The organism is Bradyrhizobium sp. CCBAU 21365 (genome assembly GCF_015291305.1).
Lineage (GTDB): Bacteria > Pseudomonadota > Alphaproteobacteria > Rhizobiales > Xanthobacteraceae > Bradyrhizobium > Bradyrhizobium elkanii.
The window spans coordinates 1352200-1369242 of the sequence record NZ_CP030036.1; the positions used below are offsets into that span (position 1 = coordinate 1352200).

Sequence of the window (17043 nt, forward strand, 5' to 3'; positions counted from 1 at the left end):
CAAGTGGAGATAGCGCGCGCTGACACATCGGGGTCGTGCATCCTTCGAGGCGCGCGAGAGCGCGCACCTCAGGATGACGGGACCAGCAATCGTCGTGCGAGCATCTCATCCCACCATGCGGTCGCGGCCGGTCCAGAAGCGCGCCTTCAGCACCTTCTTGTCGACCTTGCCGACGCCGGTCATCGGCAGCTCCTTGACGAACTGGATCTGCTTCGGCGCGTGTGCCGAGCCCTTCTTCGCCTTCACCAGTCCGATCAGCTCGTCGGCGTCGGGCGTCGTGCCCTCGCGCGCGACCACGACGGCGGTGACGGCCTCACCCCATTTGTCGTCGGGCACGCCGACCACGGCGACCATCGCGACGTCGGCATGTTGCGACAAGACATCTTCGACTTCGCGCGGAAAAATGTTGAAGCCGCCGGAGACGATCATGTCCTTCTTGCGGTCGAGGATGAACATGTAGCCGCGCTCGTCCATGCGCGCGATGTCGCCGGTGTGTAGCCAGCCGCTCCTCAGCGTCTCCGCCGTGATGTCCGGCCGCTTCCAGTATTCGGCCATCACATGCGTGGCGCGCACGCAGATCTCGCCGGGCTCACCGGTCGCGACCTCCTGGTCGTCCTGATCGAGGATCTTCACCTGGCAGGCGGCGATCGGGAAGCCGCAGGACAGGAACAGGTCCGGCGTCTTCGGGTCATGATCGGCCTTGCGCAGCACCGAGACCGGATAGCATTCGGTCTGGCCATAAAGCTGCGAGAACACCGGGCCGATCCGTTCGATGCCTTCGACCAGCCGGCTCGGCGACATCGCCGATGCGCCGTAGAGCAGGAGCTCAAGCGAGGAGAGGTCGGTCTTGTCGAGCGCGGGATGATCCAGCATCACATAGATCATGGTCGGCACGAACAGCGTGAAGTTGATCTTCTCGCGCGCGATGGTCGTGAACACGGCCTCCGGATCGAACCCTTTCAGCATGTGCACGGTGCCGCCGCGCATCAGCGTCGGCAGCACCTTGGTGCCGGCGACATGGCTGATCGGCGCCACCGTGAGGTAGCGCGGCGTCTCCGGGATCTCGAAATCGGCGAGGACGGCGGCGGCGAAGCCGCCATATTCGCGGTGATAACGCAGCGCGCCCTTGGATTTGCCGGTCGTGCCGCCGGTGTAGTTCAAGGTCGAGATGTCGTCCTCGCGGGCGAAGCTCTTCGCGCTCGCGCTGCCGGCATCCTCGGCCACCTGCAACAGGTCGGCGCCGTAATCCGCCGGGCCGAGCGTGAACACGGTCTTGAGGCCCTGTGCCTTCGCCGCGAGCTCGCCGCCGCGATCGCGAAACGTGATGCCGTCGACGATCAGCATCTGCGCTTCGGAATCCTCGATCTGGAACAGCTGGTCGTCGAGCGAGCCCAGCGGATGCAGCCAGGTGATCGCGAGCCGCGACAATTGCGCGGCGACGCCGGCGCACCAGCTGTCGGCGCGGTTGGCGGTGAGCAGCGCGACGCGGGTGCCTGGCGCAAAGCCGAGCCGCATGAACACGCCCTGCATTCGTCCGATCAGGTCGGTCGCGCCCTGATAGCTGAGCGAGCCGCCCGGCCATGCGAAGGCGGTGCGCGACGGATAGCGCGCCAGCGCCCGCAAGGTCTGTTCGCACACCGCCGGAAATGCATAGAGCGGATTGCTCATCTCGTTGTCCCTCCCGCCTTTGTCTTTGGCTTTTGTCGTGCCAATGTTGGCGGCAACGCTAACACAATGATGATGGGAAGAAACAACTTGTCCGCCGATCCTCTCGCGCGTTTTCGCGATCGCCTGCGGCTGCCGCTGATTGCAGCACCAATGTTCTTGGTCTCCGGTGTCGAGCTGGTGGTAGCCGCCTGCCGCAACGGCGTGATCGGTTCGTTTCCGACGGTGAATTGCCGTGAGACGGAACAGCTCGATACCTGGCTCGGCGACATCGCGCGCCGCCTGCAGGCGCATGCCGATGCAACGGGCCAAGCAGCCGCGCCGATCTGCCCGAACCTGATCGTGCATCGCTCCAACACGCGGCTGGCCCAGGATCTCGCCGTGCTGCTGCGGCATAAGCCGGAGCTTGTGATCACCTCGGTCGGCTCGCCCGCGCCGGTGCTTGGCCCTCTGCACGATGCCGGCGCGCTTGTTTTCGCCGACGTCGCCTCGATCCGCCATGCCGAGCGCGCGGCAGCAGTCGGCGCCGACGGGCTCGTGCTGCTCACCGCGGGTGCCGGCGGGCAGACCGGCTGGCTCAATCCGTTCGTGTTCGTCCGCGCGGTGCGCGGCTTCTTCGACGGCCCGATCGTGCTTGCCGGCGGCATCAGCGACGGCCACGCGCTCCGCGCCGCCGAGGCGCTCGGCTGCGACCTCGCCTATATGGGCACCAAGTTCATCGCGACGCGCGAGAGCATGGCGGACGGCAGGTACAAGCAGATGCTGGTCGACTCCACCGCCGACGACATCCTGCTGACGACGGCGTTTACCGGCCTGCAGACCAACATGCTGCGGCCCTCGATCGAGGCCGCCGGTCTCGATCCCGACGACCTGCCGGCACGCGGCGCGATCGACATCGGCAAGGACATCGACATCGGCGCCCGCGAAAGCCGGCCGAAGCGCTGGCGCGATATCTGGAGCGGCGGTCACTCCACCTCCGGGGTCACCGGGGTGCTCGGCGTCGATGAGCTCGTGGCCCAGACGATCGCGGAGTATGAGGCGGCGAGCGGACGGGTGCGGCTCGCCTGATCCGCCGCGAAACAGCAGCAGGTCAAATCCCGCCCGCCCGCTTAACGCGGCATTAACCATGCCAGTCCCAACAATAGCGCCACGGGCCGCCACGGCTGGCCGCCCGGCAGTTTGTGGGAATGCGACATGGCCCTTGAGGCGCTCTCCAAGACCCCGGCAACGCTCGACGAGCTCCGGACCCGGGTGTTCTACGCCCTGCAGCGGCATCCGCTGTGCCGTCAGGTCGAATTCGACATCGTCAGCACGCCGCGGACCCGCCGCACCAACTGGACGGTCAGCATGCACGCCGTCCAGCCCGGCGCCCTCTGGACGGCGCACGAGATCGTGGCCGACATCCAGGAGGCCTATGAGCTTGATGCCGCGGCCTGATTTTCCGGCCGTTTCGGGACAATTTCACCCATTTGGCGTCGTCACGGCACGGTACCGCCGCATTTCACGCGCAGTTTCTTGTGACACCGGCCGGCAATGGAGTAGTTTTTGACCAGAGCCATCACCCTCGCCGCGCTGACATGTTTCCTCCTCGCCGGCGCCGCGATAACAGCCATTTTGGGCCGTGACAGCCTGCCGGCGGCGGAGGCCGACATTGGCCCGGTCGCCAACCGTGCCAGCAAGCAGGACAAGCTCGCCGTCACGACGTTTGCCGCGGCCTCGTTTGAGGCGCCCCAGCCGATCGAGCCTCCCGCCAATCCGTCTCCGCTCCTGTTGCGGGCGCAAGCCGCGATTCCGGGCGCCACCGACACCGTGCGCCAGGCCTATGCCTCCGTCGAGCCCGCCGATATCGGCCTGCCGAAGATCACCGACCCGGTCGATGCGGCTCAGCCGAAGATCGCCGAGCCCGCACCCGCGCCGGTCGCCCCCGCGCCGCCGAAGCCCAAGGCTGCGGCCAAGCCGGCGCCGCAGAAGAGCTACGCGCTGCTCAGCGACGCCCAGATCGCCGGCATCAAGGACCGGCTGAAGCTGTCGTCGTCGCAGGAATATTACTGGCCGGCGGTCGAGACCGCACTCCGCGCCGTCGCCCGCAAGATCCACGCCAAGCGCCAGGGCGATTCCGCCGTGGGCAACATACCGATCGATCCGGACTCCGAGGAGGTCCAGCAACTGAAGTCGGCGGCGATGCCGCTGCTGTTCCAGCTCCGCGAGGATCAGAAGAACGAGGTCCGTTCGCTGGCGCGCCTGATCGGCCTGGAACGTGTCGCTGCGATGATCTGAGCGCAGGGCCGGCCGAGCCCGTTCTGCGTCCTTATGCTCTAGCGGGCCTCCAGCGGCCGCAGCTTGTCCACCTTGCCCTGGGTTTCGACGAGCAGCTGTTTCATGAAGTCCTTGTTGCGCTTCAGCCAGGGCTCGAGCGTCTGCCTGACGTCGCCTGGCGACTTCTTCTCGATCGCATGCGCCAGCCGGGTCTGGAACGTCCCCCAATCCTTGAACATCTCCTTCAGCAGCGCATCGTCGGAGATGTTGATCGCCGACTTGATGTCGCCGACGGTTTCGAGCTCGCGCATATTGCCCTGTCGCAGGATCGAATCGAGGTTTTCCAGGCATTCGTGATAGCGCTCAAGCAGATCGTCCCATCGCTTGGCGCTGAAGTCATCGTCCAGGCCCTCGACGGCGTTGTATAGCGGCTCGAGAAACGACCACCGGAAGCGCCGCGCCAGCCGCAGCAGGATCGACAGGAAGACGATGTCCTTCGGCATGTTCTGCGCGACCATCAGGCGAGGATCCTCGCTGAATGGCGGCATCGGCACGAAGATGATGACGATCGAGAACGGCGTGCTGTCGAGATATTCGAGCCGGGCGATGACCGGTTGATACAGCTTCAGATCGCGGAAGATCGGACTGAGGACCTGCTCGCGGCTGCGCCGGCTGGCGATATCCACGTCGGCGAACGAGTTCGCGACATAGCTCGTCAGCTCGTCGAGCCAAGCCCCGCTGTCGTAGCGGTTTTGCGCGCGGAGCAGATCCTCCCAGTCGAGCTCCGCCGTATCGGGACCGGACAACAGCGTGGTGGTGCCGGCATCCGCCTCCAGCACGGCATCCTTCAGGAAGCCGCGCGCGCGATCGGCGGGGGGCAATGGCCTGAGCGTTTCGGCCTTTTGCCGGAACGACAATTCGTCGCTGAACACGATGCGAAGCCGCAAGCGGAACAGCTCTTCCGGGCGGGTGATCTGCAGGAACTGCGCGTGGATGTCTTTCGCCGCCTCATTGAACTTGGGCGCGTAGTTGGCGTTCAGTCGCGGCCGCAGCGGCGCGGGACCGAAGGTCGGCTTCACGAACAGGTCTTCGAGGAATCGCCGGACGTCGTCTTCGCCGATTCCGTAGAACTCGTTCTCCGCCAGCATTGGAAACGAAGGCGAAGAATCGACCGAGAACCACAGCACCTTGGAGATGAGCTTCAGCGCGCGCTTGTAACCGTCGAACTGGGCAATCTCGGATGCGCACCAGGTCCAATTGTGCTCGGCATTGGTGTGGATGAAGATCAGGCAATCGGCCTTCGCCGTGTTGTCGATCATCCATTGCCGCCATTCCGAGCCGCCGGGAATTTCCTCGCAGACGAAGCATTCCACCGGACGCTGGCCGTCCAGGCTGCGAGATATTCGAGCCGCGCCTTAAGCAGGCGCGCGAGAAATCTGTCTTCGGCGCGATGGCTGATAAAGACCGAGAAATCGTTTGGCATGGCAAAACCCGATCTGCATGAACTTTATGCGACGGTTGGCCGGGTCGGCCGAATTGCGCAGCTGCATCTCTCGCCGCGGCGTGAATGATAGCGCGTCTTTGCAGCTTGCAATCGCCAGGCGCGAAAAAGAAAATCCGCTCGCCAGTGAAATATCTCACTATACCTAAGGGTGTATGACGTGCAAGATGCTTGCCGGAACCGGCGCGCGAGCGTGCTCCGGCATTGAACGAATGAATTGTCAGCAAGCCGATGTGCCGACCCCGGCGCGTCGGTTCATTTTGAAGATGGTGCCGTTCGCGCTTGACGCGCGGCCAATTGAGGCCTCGGCCGGGATTGATCGGCCGTCTCGAAATCAGCGAAAGTCATCGTTCCGCGGGGGGCAGTTATGCCGAAGACCAAGCAGCAGCATCTCGATCGTGCACTCGGGCCGAAGCGGATACTGGCGCTCGACGGCGGCGGCATCCGCGGCATCCTGACGCTCGAATATGTCAGCGCCATCGAGGCGATGTTGCGCAAGCGGTTCGACAACAGCGATCTCCTGCTTTGCGATTATTTCGATCTGATCGGCGGCACCTCGACCGGATCGATCATCGCTGCCGGACTGGCGTGCGGAATGACGGCCGACGCGTTGAAGCAGCTCTATCGCGGCATCGGCACCGATATCTTCCAGGGCTCGTTCTGGCGGCGCGGGCTGCTGGCGCCGAAATTCAAGTCGGATGCCTTGCAGCGCGCACTCGACGCGCAGCTCGGCGCCGACACCTCGCTCGGCAGCGATCGCATCCGCACCGGCCTGATGATCATGACCAAGCGGCTCGATACCGGCAGCCCGTGGCCGCTGCACAACCATCCGGACAGCCGATATGCCCGTCAGGACGGCGGGTTGCGGCTGACCGAGGTGGTTCGCGCCAGCACGGCGGCGCCGACCTATTTCAGTCCCCAGAAGATCACGATCTCGGCGCGCGACGGCAGCACCGTCAGCGGCGCTTTCGTCGACGGCGGGGTCAGCCCGTTCAACGATCCGGCGCTGCAAATGCTGATGCTCGCGGCGCTCCAGGGCCACGGCTTCCAGTGGCGAACCGGCAAGGACGATCTGCTGCTGATCTCGGCCGGCACCGGCGTGTTCAAGTCGACCTACACGACCGACGAGATCGTCCACATGCCTGCGGCCGAGCAGGGCCTGCGGTCGCTGCAGTCGCTGATGGACGATTGCGGGCAGCACAATCACGCCATGCTGCAATGGCTGACCAACTGCCTGACGCCATGGACGATCAACCGTGCGGTAGAGGACATGGCGACCGATGGCCGGAGCGGACCGCAACTGGCGACCTATGCGCGCTATAACGTGTTGCTGGAATCTGCCTGGTTGAAGGATACCGTCGCGATCGAGCGGACGCCGGAGGCGCTCGCAAAGATCGCCGCGATGGACGATCCGAACAACATGGACGAGCTCGCCAGGATCGGGGAGCTGGCGGCGGCCCGGCAGGTCAAGTCGGAACACTTCCCGCCGGACTTCGATCTCATGTGATGAGCGGACAGGGTTTCTCATCACGTCAACGCTTCGCTCATCAGGGGACATGAGTCATGGCAGCCACGCGCGCCTTTATCGTGCGACCGTTCGGTACGAAGGATGGCATCGACTTTGATCGGGTGGAACGGGAGCTGATCGCTCCTGCGCTGCAGAAGGCAGGCATCGAGGGACGCACGACCGGCGAGATCACGCGGCAGGGCAACATCCGTGAAGACATGTTTCGGCTGCTGGTGCTTTCGGATCTCGTGATCGCCGACGTCTCGATCTACAACGCCAATGTGTTCTACGAGCTTGGCATTCGCCACGGCTTGCGGGATCAGCACACCCTGCTGATCCGGGCCGAGGGAACGAAGGACAAATATCCCTTCGACCTGCAAACCGATCGCTATGGCTCGTATGATGCCGCGAATCCCGCCGCCGCGCTGCCGGGCTTTGCTGCGGCGTTAAGGGCTACGCTGTCCTCCACCATCAAGGATAGCCCGGTCTTCCAATTGTTGCCTCGCCTGGTGCCGCACGATCGCGCGGCCCTGATGGTCGTGCCATTTGATTTCCAGGAGGACGTCGCGGTCGCACGACGGGCGGCGCGTGCCGGCGACCTGCGCCTCTTCGCGGAGGAAGTGCGCGGCCTCGAATGGGGCAGCGGCGGGCTGCGGGTTGTCGGCGATGCGCAGTTCCAGATCAAGGCGTTTGGCGGCGCGAAAGAAACCTTTGAGGGACTTCGCGAGCTCGATCCGGTCGATCTTCAGGCCAATTACCGTCTCGGGACGGTCTACCAGAAGCTGGCGGGATCGGCTGTCGGTCCCGGCGCAAAGCTCGACTACCTGACCCGTTCCGAGCAGGCGATCCAGCGCGTCCTCGACCGCACCATGCCGCCGACCGATCACGTCGAGACGCCCGCGGAAGCGGCGGAGCGGCGATTCAATCGCGCGGAAGGCCATTCCCTGCTCGGAAGCAATGCCAAGACACGATGGATCGACGACTGGTCCGCCGCCGCGACGGACGCGCGGCGGACCGCCGCGCTGCGTTCGCCGAGGCTTGCGGACTCCATTCAGCACTATCTCGACGGCTTCGCCGAGGATCTCGACAGCTTCTATCCGGCGGTCAACGCGCTCGCGATGCTGACGATCCAGATCACCCTCGCCAAGGCGCTCCCGGATGTCTGGGCCGAGAGCTTCGACGACACCGAGGCGGCATTGGCCGATCTCAAGGCGAGCGAGCGCCGCGCCGGCCGCATCGCCGCCACGCTGCAACTTGCGCTCGGCAATGACGACAAGGTGGTTCGGGACGGCGAGCAGCCCAACACCTGGAGGGATGTCAGCCGCGCCGATCTACTGTTCCTGACGTCCGACCGGCCGGCCCAGGTCGGGGCCGCGTATCGGAAGGCGCTTGCCAACGCGCGGCCGCTGGAAGTGGATTCGGTCCGGCGCAATGTCCTGATCTGTCGCGATCTGGCGGTGCTGTCGGCGAACGCCGACGCCGCGCTACGCGAGATGGGGCCGCAGATGGACGGAGCGCCGCCGACGCCGGCGCGCGTCATCCTGTTCACCGGTCACATGCTGGACGCACCTGGTCGCCCCGGCAATGAAGCGCGCTTTCCTGCCACGCCCGAGGCCGTCGCGGAGGCGCGCCGGTTGATCATGGAGGCGGTGAAGAACGAACTCGGCGAGGCTGGCGGCGTCGCGGTCGGCATCGCAGGCGGCGCCTGCGGCGGCGATATCCTGTTCCACGAGGTCTGCGAGACGCTCAATGTCCCGACGCGGCTTTTCCTGGCCCTGCCGGAGGCACAATTCCAGGAGGAATCGGTCAATCGCGGCGGGCTGGAATGGGTGACGCGTTATCAGCAGCTCTGCCAGAGCATCCCGCCGCGTATCCTCGCCGATTCCAGCGAATTACCGCGCTGGCTGCGCGAAAAGAAGGATTACGACATCTGGAAGCGCAACAATCTATGGATGCTGTTTAACGCCCTTGCCGAAGGCGCGCACAGTCTCACGCTCATTGCCCTCAACAACCGCGACGTCGACCCCGACGGCGCCGGAGGCACGGCCCATCTGATCGGCGTGGCGGCGAGCAAGGGCTTCAAGATCGTGGAGCTCGACGCCCGGCGGTTGCTCCACGTCGGTCGTCCCTGAGGCGCGATCCGTCTCCGCCATCCATGGGGGTTGCCGAGCTACGCAAACTCGGCCATCAGACGAAAGTTCTCCTTCAGCCGCGGCCAGGCGTATCGTAGTTAGATCGCGGCCATCACGGCTGCATTCCGGTCCAGACGTCATGCTGTTCAGGTTTTGACGAAGGAGGGCGCGCAGCGCTTCACCACGGCGCGGGTGGCCGAGAAGGCCGGCGTCAGCGTCGGTTCGCTGTACCAGTATTTCCCGAACAAGGCCTCGATCCTGTTCCGGTTGCAGAGCGACGAGTGGCGGCAGACCACCCGCCTGCTGCGTGACATTCTTGAAGACGCCACGCGGCCGCCGTTGGACCGGCTGCGCTCGTTGGTGCACGCCTTCATCCGCTCCGAATGCGAGGAGGCCGCGGTGCGCGTCGCACTCAGCGACGCCGCGCCGCTCTGCCGCGATGCGCCCGAAGCGCGGGCATCCGGCGAGCGCATCGTCGAGGCCTTCATGCGCGAGGCATTGCCGAAGACGTCAGACGCGGTACGTGCGACGGTGGGCGATCTGATCACAACGACGCTGAGCACGGTGGGCAAGGATTCTTCGGAGAGCCCGCGAGCGCCCGCCGAGATCGCGACCTACGCCGACGCCATGGCCGACATGTTCGGCGCATATCTGAAGAGTCTCGGAAAGCGCTGAGGTTCACAGATAGTGCTTGGCGACCAGCAGAAACCCGAGCACGCCGCCGGTCACGGCGAAAACCGTCACGCCATTGCGGAAACTCACGTAAGCGGCCGACCAGTAAGAAACCGTCTGGGAGGTCGTCGCGACTTTTTTCGACTTCTGGGGCAAGCCAATTCGCTCCTGAAAAAAGGCGCCGCCACCTGGTCAACACAGATGACGGCGCCCGTCTGAGGGCTTCAGGGCGAAACCCCGCTTCAGCGTAAGCCGCGATCATGAACGGTTCGTATACCGCCGGGCATCGCAAGCTCGCATGTCAACGGAAGCGTCGAGGTTCCCCAAGCATGATCCGGAAAAGTGCGCAGCGGTTTCCCTCGCGACAAACGCGCAGCGTTTGCGCGGAGATCATGCTCAAACAAGAAGCTAAAGCGCGATGACGATTCGACCCCATCTCATCGCGCTTTAGAACGAAGCATAAGCATTTCGAAATGCGATGGCGCCAGCCAGCGAGCGCGGCCGCGTGCGCACGGCATGCCCGTCGTTGCCGCTCTGCACGATCCACTGGCCGTTTTCGTGACCCACGATCTTGCCGACGTGGTGACGCCAAACCACGATCGCGCCGACCGAAGGGCCGCCGGCATTGGTGCCGTAGCGCGCCCAGGATCGGGCCAGATTGAATTGCGGACCGGGATCGCTGCCGACCTGGGTGCGCATGAACCACCCGCACCACGCAGCGGGGCGACCGGAATGTGCAGAGTGCCGATGATGATGGTGACGGCCGCGGGCTTCGGCAGTTGAAGCGAACGCCAAGAGAACCGCCACAGCGGCTAGAAGTTTACGCATTACAAAGTCCTTCTTGCTGTTGGCAGACCATCCATGTTGTGGGGAAAGCGCAGCGGTGATCTGCGATTGGCTTGCGAAGCGACCGCATCGGTCAGGCGACGCAAAACGAAGGCGGGGCATGGCCCGCGCGTGCGTTTAAGAAATGCGCTATGGCCAAAATATGGCCGGTACGTCCCGTCCGGCGGCCGCGCCATTGCCGAAGACGTCAGGCGTGGTCCGCGCGATGGCCGGTAATTTGATTACCGCGGATGTGCTGTCGGATAACGACGCGCTGCCGAGCCGGCCAGCCTAGGATCGGCTGCCGATCTTGAATCAGTGAGGTGTGGTGGTTGTAAGTAGCGATCCGTTTGCCGTCCGTGGGCCTGGACCGATCGATGATTCCGGACGCCGTTCGACGTGGCGCGAAGCTCGACCGGAGCTGGGCTCTCCGGGAGTGGCCGTTGCATTGAAGGTGCGCTGACCCTAACGCGCAGCCCTCGCAAGCTTTTCACTACAATACTCTTTCTTCTCCACTACTCGCGCCAGCCGGCTCGACACATGCCTTCGGCAAACCTCGTGAACCGGCGTCCGGCCTGTATCCCCTGCCGACACGGCTCTCCCGGATTTGTCCGATCGCTCCTCTACCAAACTCTCGACTTGCATTTGTTACCGCGATCGCGTGTGGCGGCCGTGCCGAGGCGTCAACGGAGTGGCGCCGGTTTGTGAATGCGTATATGGAACGTCTTTCCACATACGCAGAAACCATGCCTGGAGAGTTCCGATGGCGGATGCCGCAATCAAGTCGGCACGGCGCGTGTTCGAGATCATGGAATTCTTTGATAGCGCGCGTCGCCCGCTCGGCCTCAAGACGATCTGCGATGAACTCCGCTACCCCGTCTCAAGCGGCGCGGCGATGCTGAAGAGTCTCGTGACGCTGGGCTATCTGGAGTACGACCGCAAGACGCAGACCTATCTGCCGACCATGCGGATCGCGGTATTGGGGCGATGGGTGTCGGAGCAGTTGTTCGGCGAGATCAGGATGCTGCCGCTGATGGAGGAGTTGCGCGAGCGCACCCGCGAAACGGTGATCGTGGGAACCCAGAGCGACATCAGCGCGCAATATGTGCATGTGCTGCGCTCGAACCAGGCACTGGCCTATTCGGCCGAGCCGGGGTCGCTGCGCCCGCTGGCGCGCTGCGGCGTCGGTCTGACCTTGCTCAGCAGCAAGTCGGACGAGGAGATCGACACGCTTGTCTACCGCAGCAATCATGCGGAGCCCGTGCGCAGCCACCGCGTGGCGCTGAAGGACGTGATGACGAACGTCGCGCGCATCCGCAAGCAGGGCTACTTCTTCTCCCGCGGCCTCTACAGTGAGGGCATCGGCGTGATTGCAATGCCGCTGCCGCAAGCGCCGTTCACCCGCAGCTTCGTCATCGCGCTCGGCGGGCCGGTGTACCGCCTCGAGCGGCATCTCGATCAGAACGTCGCGGCACTGCTCGGGGCGATCCGTCGGTTCTTGCCGAAGAACGCAAAAGCCTGATCTCGCACTTCCATGGATATGGAAGTGACCGACATATCCATGTAGCGCATTGCGAGCCGCATCCTCCCCGATCTAACTTGCCGGCGAATGACGAGCCGGTTTGCACATCGCCCGGCGCAATCGCTCGGGAGGACAGGCGGCGTGGACTTTGCGCAAGGAGAAGGCGACGAGATCATCGCCGAGACGATCGGGCGCTTCGCGGCTGACGAACTGCGGCCCCGTCTTCGCGAGTTCGAGGCGGCTCGTGCGGTCAGCGAAAGTGTGCAAGAGCGCTTCGCCGCGCTGGGCTTCGCGGCGCTGGATATCGCCGACGACGCCGGCGGTGCCGGGCTCGGTCTGCTCGCTCGTGCGAGGATCAACCGTTTGCTCGCTGAAGCCGACGCCGGCGCCGCGCTTGCGCTGGACCGGTTCGCGCCGGCGATCTACGTGATCGAGGCCTTCGGCGGCGTCGAGATTCTGAAGTCGCTCGCGCCCGACCTCGCGCAGTCGGATGTTCGCTTCGCCCTGGTGATGGATCCTGGCGCCGGGGATGTTGCGGGTGCGTGCGTCGCCGGCCAGGTGGCCTGGACGCCTGCGGCCGGGGCGGACGTGCTTGTCGGTCTTGGTCCACAGGGCGCATGGGTGTTGAAGGAAGGCTTTGCATTCGAGCCCGTCCATGGCGCGGCCCTGCACGCCGCAGGCGCAAGCAGCGTTCGGTTCGAGGGCACGCCGACCTTCACCTGGCACGATCCGGTGTGTGCGGCGCAGGCGCTGGCCAGAATCAGGGTCTACTACGCGTCGTTGATCTGGGGCGTCCTGTCCGATGCGGCGGGGTTTTCGCGCAGCTATGCGCTCGACCGTGTCGCGTTCGGCAAGCCGATTGCCCATCATCAGGCGCTCGCATTCCTGATCGTCGATATGTACGTCGCCGTCGAGCGGCTGGGACTTCTGATCGAAGACGCGGCTCTCGCGATCGACGCTGGTGAAGGTCGCGCCTTCGGTGCGGCGGCGGCGGTCTTCGTCGATGCCATCGAGGCCAGCCGCTTCGTCGGCCCGAATGGCGTTCAGATCCTCGGCGGCCACGGCTTCATGCGTGATTTCCCTGTCGAGAAAGCGATGCGGGACTGTCGTGCGCTCGGCCTGCTGGCGGGTGGATACGATGCCGCGCGCGAGCAGGCTGGCGCGGCGCTTGCGGCCACAATCTCGGAGAGGATCGCCGCGTGAACAATTTCAGCGCCGCGCTCAATGCGTATATCGAACAAGTCCGGGAGTGGGGGCAGCGCGAGGTCCGGCCGGCCGGATTGGAGGCCGATCGTAACGGCGCGCCGTTGCCGCCCAATCATCGGTATTTCGCTGGGTATGTCGCCTTCCGAAAGACGCATCCCGCGCCGATCGAAGACGGCGCGGTGCCTGAAGGTCCCGCCGTCCGAATGGCAGCGATCAATGAGGAGAATGCCTACTGGGATCGCGGCATGGGTGTCGCCGCGCCAGGGCCGGGACTGCCGGCGCCGATCGTGACGGCCGCCGGAACGCCAGAGCAGCGCGAGCGCTTCCTTGGGCCGTTCCGCGGCACTGGCATCCCGCGCTGGGGCAGCTTCGCGCTGACGGAGCCGAGCGGAGGCTCGGACACGGCAGCGTTCCGCACCCGCGCGACGCGGACCGACCGCGGCTATCTGCTCAATGGTGCCAAATGCTTCATCGGCAATGCCGCGCGTGCCGACTGGGTGCTGGTGCAGGCCAATCTCGATCCCGACAAGGGCCGGGCCGGCCAACGATCATTCTTTGTCGAGCGCGGCAACCGCGGCATGACCGGAATCAAGATCGAGAAGAAGATGGGGCTCCGCGCCTATGAGTCGGTCTCGTTCATCCTCGAGGACTGCGAGGTGCCGCACGACAACATCCTGGGCGGCGAGCGACCTGACCTCTCCTCGAAATCGAGCGCCTACGGCGCGACGATGGGGACGCTCAACACGACGCGCGTTGGCGTTGCGGCGAGTGCCGTCGGCCTGGCGCGCTCCGCCTATGACGAGGCCTTGAATTTCGCCAAGCAGTCAGGCGCGTTCCGGTCGACACGGGTGCGCGATCGGCTGGAGATGATGTACCGGCAACTGCGCGCGGCCTGGCTCATGACGCTGCGAGCGGCCTGGAAAGCCGACAACAGAATTCCCAACGTCGTGGACGCCTCGATGGCCAAGGTGTTTGCCGCGGAGACCGCCCAGGATCTCGCCAGTGCAGGCATGGAGATCGTCGGGCTTGAGGCAGGTGCCGGTCATCACCTCGTCGAGAAGCTGTTTCGCGACGCGAAGGCGCTGAACATCGTCGAGGGCACCGGACAGATCCAGCGCATCATCATGGCGAGGAACCTCGTCGCACTGCCGCGCTGACGCGATCCGAAACATTTGCATGGATGGTCCCTTGAACAAAATCCTCCGCCCATTGGACGCGGCGTCGATTGCCGCCTTTCTTGCACCGCGCTCGATCGCCGTCATCGGCGCCGCTCCCGCCGAACAGCGCTCGATCCGCGGCCTGTTGCTGCTGATGCTGCGCCGCGCCGGCTTCACCGGGCCGATTGCACCGATCAATCCGAGTTACCGCGAGGTCAACGGCTTGGCCTGCTACCCCGCGATTGCCGCGGTCGAGTTCCCGATCGACCTCGCCATCATTGCGCTCCCGGCGGAGCTGGTCTGCGACGTCGTCGAACAATGCGCCGCAGCCGGGGTTCGCTGGGCGATCGTCATTTCCTCGGGCTTTGCCGAAGAAAGCGCGGCGAAGGCCGAACGGCAGTTGCGGCTGTCGGACATCGCGCGACGCACCGGGATCCGCATCTGCGGTCCGAACTGCGAGGGATTCTACAACGTCCGCGGTCGCATCGCGGCGACGTTCAGCTCGGCGGCGGAGCCCTTGCATCGCGGCCCGGCACAAGACGCGGCTGCAGGCCGCGTGGCGATCGTGGCGCAGAGCGGGGGCCTCGGCTTCTCGCTGCTCAGTCGCGGACGCGCCGCCGGCCTCGAGATCGGCCATGTCGTCACGACGGGCAATGAGTGCGACCTTACCGCGGTCGACTTCATTGCGCATTTTGCCGGCGATTCTGGCTGCGCCGCCATCGTTGCGTACCTTGAGGAGGTCCGCGACTTCGAGCGCTTCGCCGTCGCGGCGGATAAGGCGCGTGCGGTGGGCAAGCCGGTGATCGTGATCAAGATCGGCCGGTCCGACGCTGGCCGCCGTGCGGCTATCGCGCACACTGCAAGCGATACCGGTGTGGCTGCGGATTTTGACGCGATGTTCGCCGCCGCCGGCGTGATCGCGGTCACCGATCCCGACGATGCGGTTGCGGCAGCGCTCGGATGCTTGACCAATCCGGTTGCCGCCGGGCGTCGCGTCGGCATTGTCACGACGGCGGGGGGCGCTGGAACCGTGCTGAGCGAGTGCCTGACGGAAGCAGGGTTCAACGTTCCCCTATTGGATCAGAAGCTGCAGGCACGGCTTCGGCCGACGTTCCCCTCCTATGGCTCCGCCGCGAACCCCGTCGACGTCACCGCGCAAGGCATCTTCACTGGTGGCGTACTTCAGTCGCTCGAGCTGCTGCTTGACGGCGAGGAAGTCGATTCCGTCGTGCTGGCTCTGTCCCTGTCGAACGAACGCAGCGTCTCGCTCGACGTGGAGGCGCTCAGCGCGCTCCGCGCGCGCCGGTCGAAGCCGGTCCTGATCTACAGCTACACCTTGCTGTCGTCCTTCGCACGCGAAGCGCTCTCGGCTGCGGGGTTTGCAGTGTTCGAGCGGACCCGGGACGTCGTCGTCGCGATGCGAGCACTGAGCCCAATCCGCCACGACCATGCGCGTGCATTCGACCGCGGAGCCATCGCATCATGATCAGCTTTGCTATCACAGACGAGCAAAGCCAGATCCGCGACATGCTCGTCGCGTTCGCGAAGAACGAGCTGGCGCCGCGGGCACGGCAAGCCGACGAAGCGTGTGTCGCGTCGGCCGATGTGCTCGACGAAGCGTGGTCCCTGGGGCTGGTTTCTCTCGCGATTCCGGAGGCCTATGGTGGCAGCGGCGCGCCGCGCTCGGCGCTGACCGGCGCGTTGATGCTGGAAGCGATGGGCACCGGATGCACCGGGCTCGGCGGCACCGCCGTTGCGTCGTCGCTGTTCGTCAACCCGCTGATCGACCTCGGGTCGGACGCACAGAAGAAACGTGACCTGCCAAAATTCTGCGGGAGCCTCCGCCGCGTGGCCACGCTCGCACTGCACGAGGATTCGTTTGCATTCGATCCGTCGCGGATCGTCACCCGGGCCGAACGCGATCGGGACGGCTGGCGGGTCACCGGCGTCAAGCGGCTGGTCCCTCTCGGCGAGGAAGCCGAGGACATGCTGGTGCTCGCGCGGGCATCCGACGCGCCGGGCATCGACGGGATCAGGGCCTTCATCGTCGCTCCGCGTGCCGAGGGCGTCACGATTGCCCGCGAGAGCGGCACCATCGGGCTCACGCCGATGCGCTTTGCCCGGGTCGAACTGGCCGGCGTGTTGCTTCCGGCTGACGCGATCCTCGGCGAGGGCGGTGGCGCGGATATCCGCCCCCTGCTGGCCAGCCTGCGTATCGGTGGTGCGGCGCTCGCCGTGGGGCTGGCGCGCGCGGTCACCGATTTCGCGATTCCGTACGCCAGGGAACGCGTTGCATTCGGCGAGCCGATCGCGAAGAAGCAGTCGATCGCCTTCATGCTCGCCGACATGCATATCGAGTGCGACGCCATGCGCTGGCTGGTCTGGAAGGCCGCTGCCGCGTTCGACCGGGGAGTCGATGTTTCAAAAATGGCGGTCCTTGCGCAGAACTACGTCAACCGCCGCGCGATCAAGATCGCCGACGACGGGCTGCAGATATTCGGCGGCCACGGCTATATCCGCGATCTTCCGCTCGAGATGTGGCTGCGTAACGCGCGGATGCTGACCATCCACGGCGCGCTCGCGGCGGCATGAAGGAGCAG

General features: G+C 65.2%; 15 protein-coding genes. 11 read left to right on the forward strand and 4 right to left on the reverse strand.

Annotated features, from left to right (window positions below; genetic code table 11):
• Window positions 1–105: 105 nt before the first annotated feature.
• Complete coding sequence (locus tag XI02_RS06310; protein ID WP_172648827.1) at window positions 106–1668, reverse strand: AMP-binding protein; 1563 nt, start codon at window positions 1666–1668, stop codon at window positions 106–108.
• A 66-nt stretch (window positions 1669–1734) separates the two neighbouring features.
• Between XI02_RS06310 and XI02_RS06315 the strand changes: the two genes are divergently transcribed.
• From XI02_RS06315 to XI02_RS06325, 3 genes are all read left to right on the forward strand, one after another.
• Window positions 1735–2733: an NAD(P)H-dependent flavin oxidoreductase gene (locus XI02_RS06315; RefSeq protein ID WP_370143852.1), complete on the forward strand. Its 999-nt coding sequence runs from the start codon at window positions 1735–1737 to the stop codon at window positions 2731–2733.
• 126 nt (window positions 2734–2859) lie between these two features.
• Window positions 2860–3102, forward strand: coding sequence for a hypothetical protein (locus XI02_RS06320; protein ID WP_016844906.1), 243 nt, complete (start codon window positions 2860–2862; stop codon window positions 3100–3102).
• A gap of 108 nt (window positions 3103–3210) precedes the next feature.
• Complete coding sequence (locus tag XI02_RS06325; RefSeq protein WP_172648825.1) at window positions 3211–3942, forward strand: hypothetical protein; 732 nt, start codon at window positions 3211–3213, stop codon at window positions 3940–3942.
• Between the two features lie 38 nt (window positions 3943–3980).
• On the opposite strand, the gene XI02_RS06330 is transcribed toward XI02_RS06325, so the two are convergent.
• Window positions 3981–5240 (reverse strand): hypothetical protein, encoded by a 1260-nt coding sequence (locus tag XI02_RS06330; protein WP_244980820.1) that lies wholly within the window; start codon window positions 5238–5240, stop codon window positions 3981–3983.
• Between the two features lie 549 nt (window positions 5241–5789).
• On the opposite strand from XI02_RS06330, the gene XI02_RS06335 reads away from it, so the two are divergent.
• The 3 genes from XI02_RS06335 (at window position 5790) to XI02_RS06345 (ending at window position 9736) form a co-directional block, all read left to right on the forward strand.
• Window positions 5790–6929: a patatin-like phospholipase family protein gene (locus tag XI02_RS06335; protein WP_069275808.1), complete on the forward strand. Its 1140-nt coding sequence runs from the start codon at window positions 5790–5792 to the stop codon at window positions 6927–6929.
• 56 nt (window positions 6930–6985) lie between these two features.
• The gene (locus XI02_RS06340) at window positions 6986–9061 is read left to right on the forward strand and encodes a tetratricopeptide repeat-containing protein (protein WP_172648824.1); all 2076 of its coding nucleotides are present in this window, start codon (window positions 6986–6988) and stop codon (window positions 9059–9061) included.
• 102 nt (window positions 9062–9163) lie between these two features.
• The gene (locus XI02_RS06345) at window positions 9164–9736 is read left to right on the forward strand and encodes a TetR family transcriptional regulator (RefSeq protein WP_244981168.1); all 573 of its coding nucleotides are present in this window, start codon (window positions 9164–9166) and stop codon (window positions 9734–9736) included.
• Window positions 9737–9739: 3 nt separating this feature from the next.
• Here XI02_RS06345 and XI02_RS06350 read toward each other — a convergent pair whose 3' ends face one another.
• Window positions 9740–9889: a hypothetical protein gene (locus tag XI02_RS06350; RefSeq protein WP_172648822.1), complete on the reverse strand. Its 150-nt coding sequence runs from the start codon at window positions 9887–9889 to the stop codon at window positions 9740–9742.
• A gap of 291 nt (window positions 9890–10180) precedes the next feature.
• Window positions 10181–10432 (reverse strand): hypothetical protein, encoded by a 252-nt coding sequence (locus XI02_RS06355; protein ID WP_137476731.1) that lies wholly within the window; start codon window positions 10430–10432, stop codon window positions 10181–10183.
• A gap of 889 nt (window positions 10433–11321) precedes the next feature.
• On the opposite strand from XI02_RS06355, the gene XI02_RS06360 reads away from it, so the two are divergent.
• The 5 genes from XI02_RS06360 (at window position 11322) to XI02_RS06380 (ending at window position 17035) form a co-directional block, all read left to right on the forward strand.
• Window positions 11322–12080, forward strand: coding sequence for an IclR family transcriptional regulator (locus tag XI02_RS06360; RefSeq protein WP_172648821.1), 759 nt, complete (start codon window positions 11322–11324; stop codon window positions 12078–12080).
• Between the two features lie 141 nt (window positions 12081–12221).
• Window positions 12222–13283, forward strand: a complete 1062-nt coding sequence (locus XI02_RS06365; protein ID WP_172648820.1) for an acyl-CoA dehydrogenase family protein — start codon at window positions 12222–12224, stop codon at window positions 13281–13283.
• On the forward strand, window positions 13280–14443 hold the full coding sequence (locus XI02_RS06370; protein ID WP_172648819.1) for an acyl-CoA dehydrogenase family protein: 1164 nt from the start codon (window positions 13280–13282) through the stop codon (window positions 14441–14443). The genes XI02_RS06365 and XI02_RS06370 overlap by 4 nt, the downstream gene beginning before the upstream one ends.
• A gap of 31 nt (window positions 14444–14474) precedes the next feature.
• Window positions 14475–15929 carry a CoA-binding protein gene (locus XI02_RS06375; protein WP_172648818.1) on the forward strand — a complete coding sequence of 485 codons (1455 nt, stop codon included), beginning with the start codon at window positions 14475–14477 and terminating at the stop codon, window positions 15927–15929.
• Entirely contained in the window at window positions 15926–17035 is a 1110-nt protein-coding gene (locus tag XI02_RS06380; RefSeq protein ID WP_172648817.1) for an acyl-CoA dehydrogenase family protein, read from the forward strand. The genes XI02_RS06375 and XI02_RS06380 overlap by 4 nt, the downstream gene beginning before the upstream one ends.
• Window positions 17036–17043: the final 8 nt, after the last annotated feature.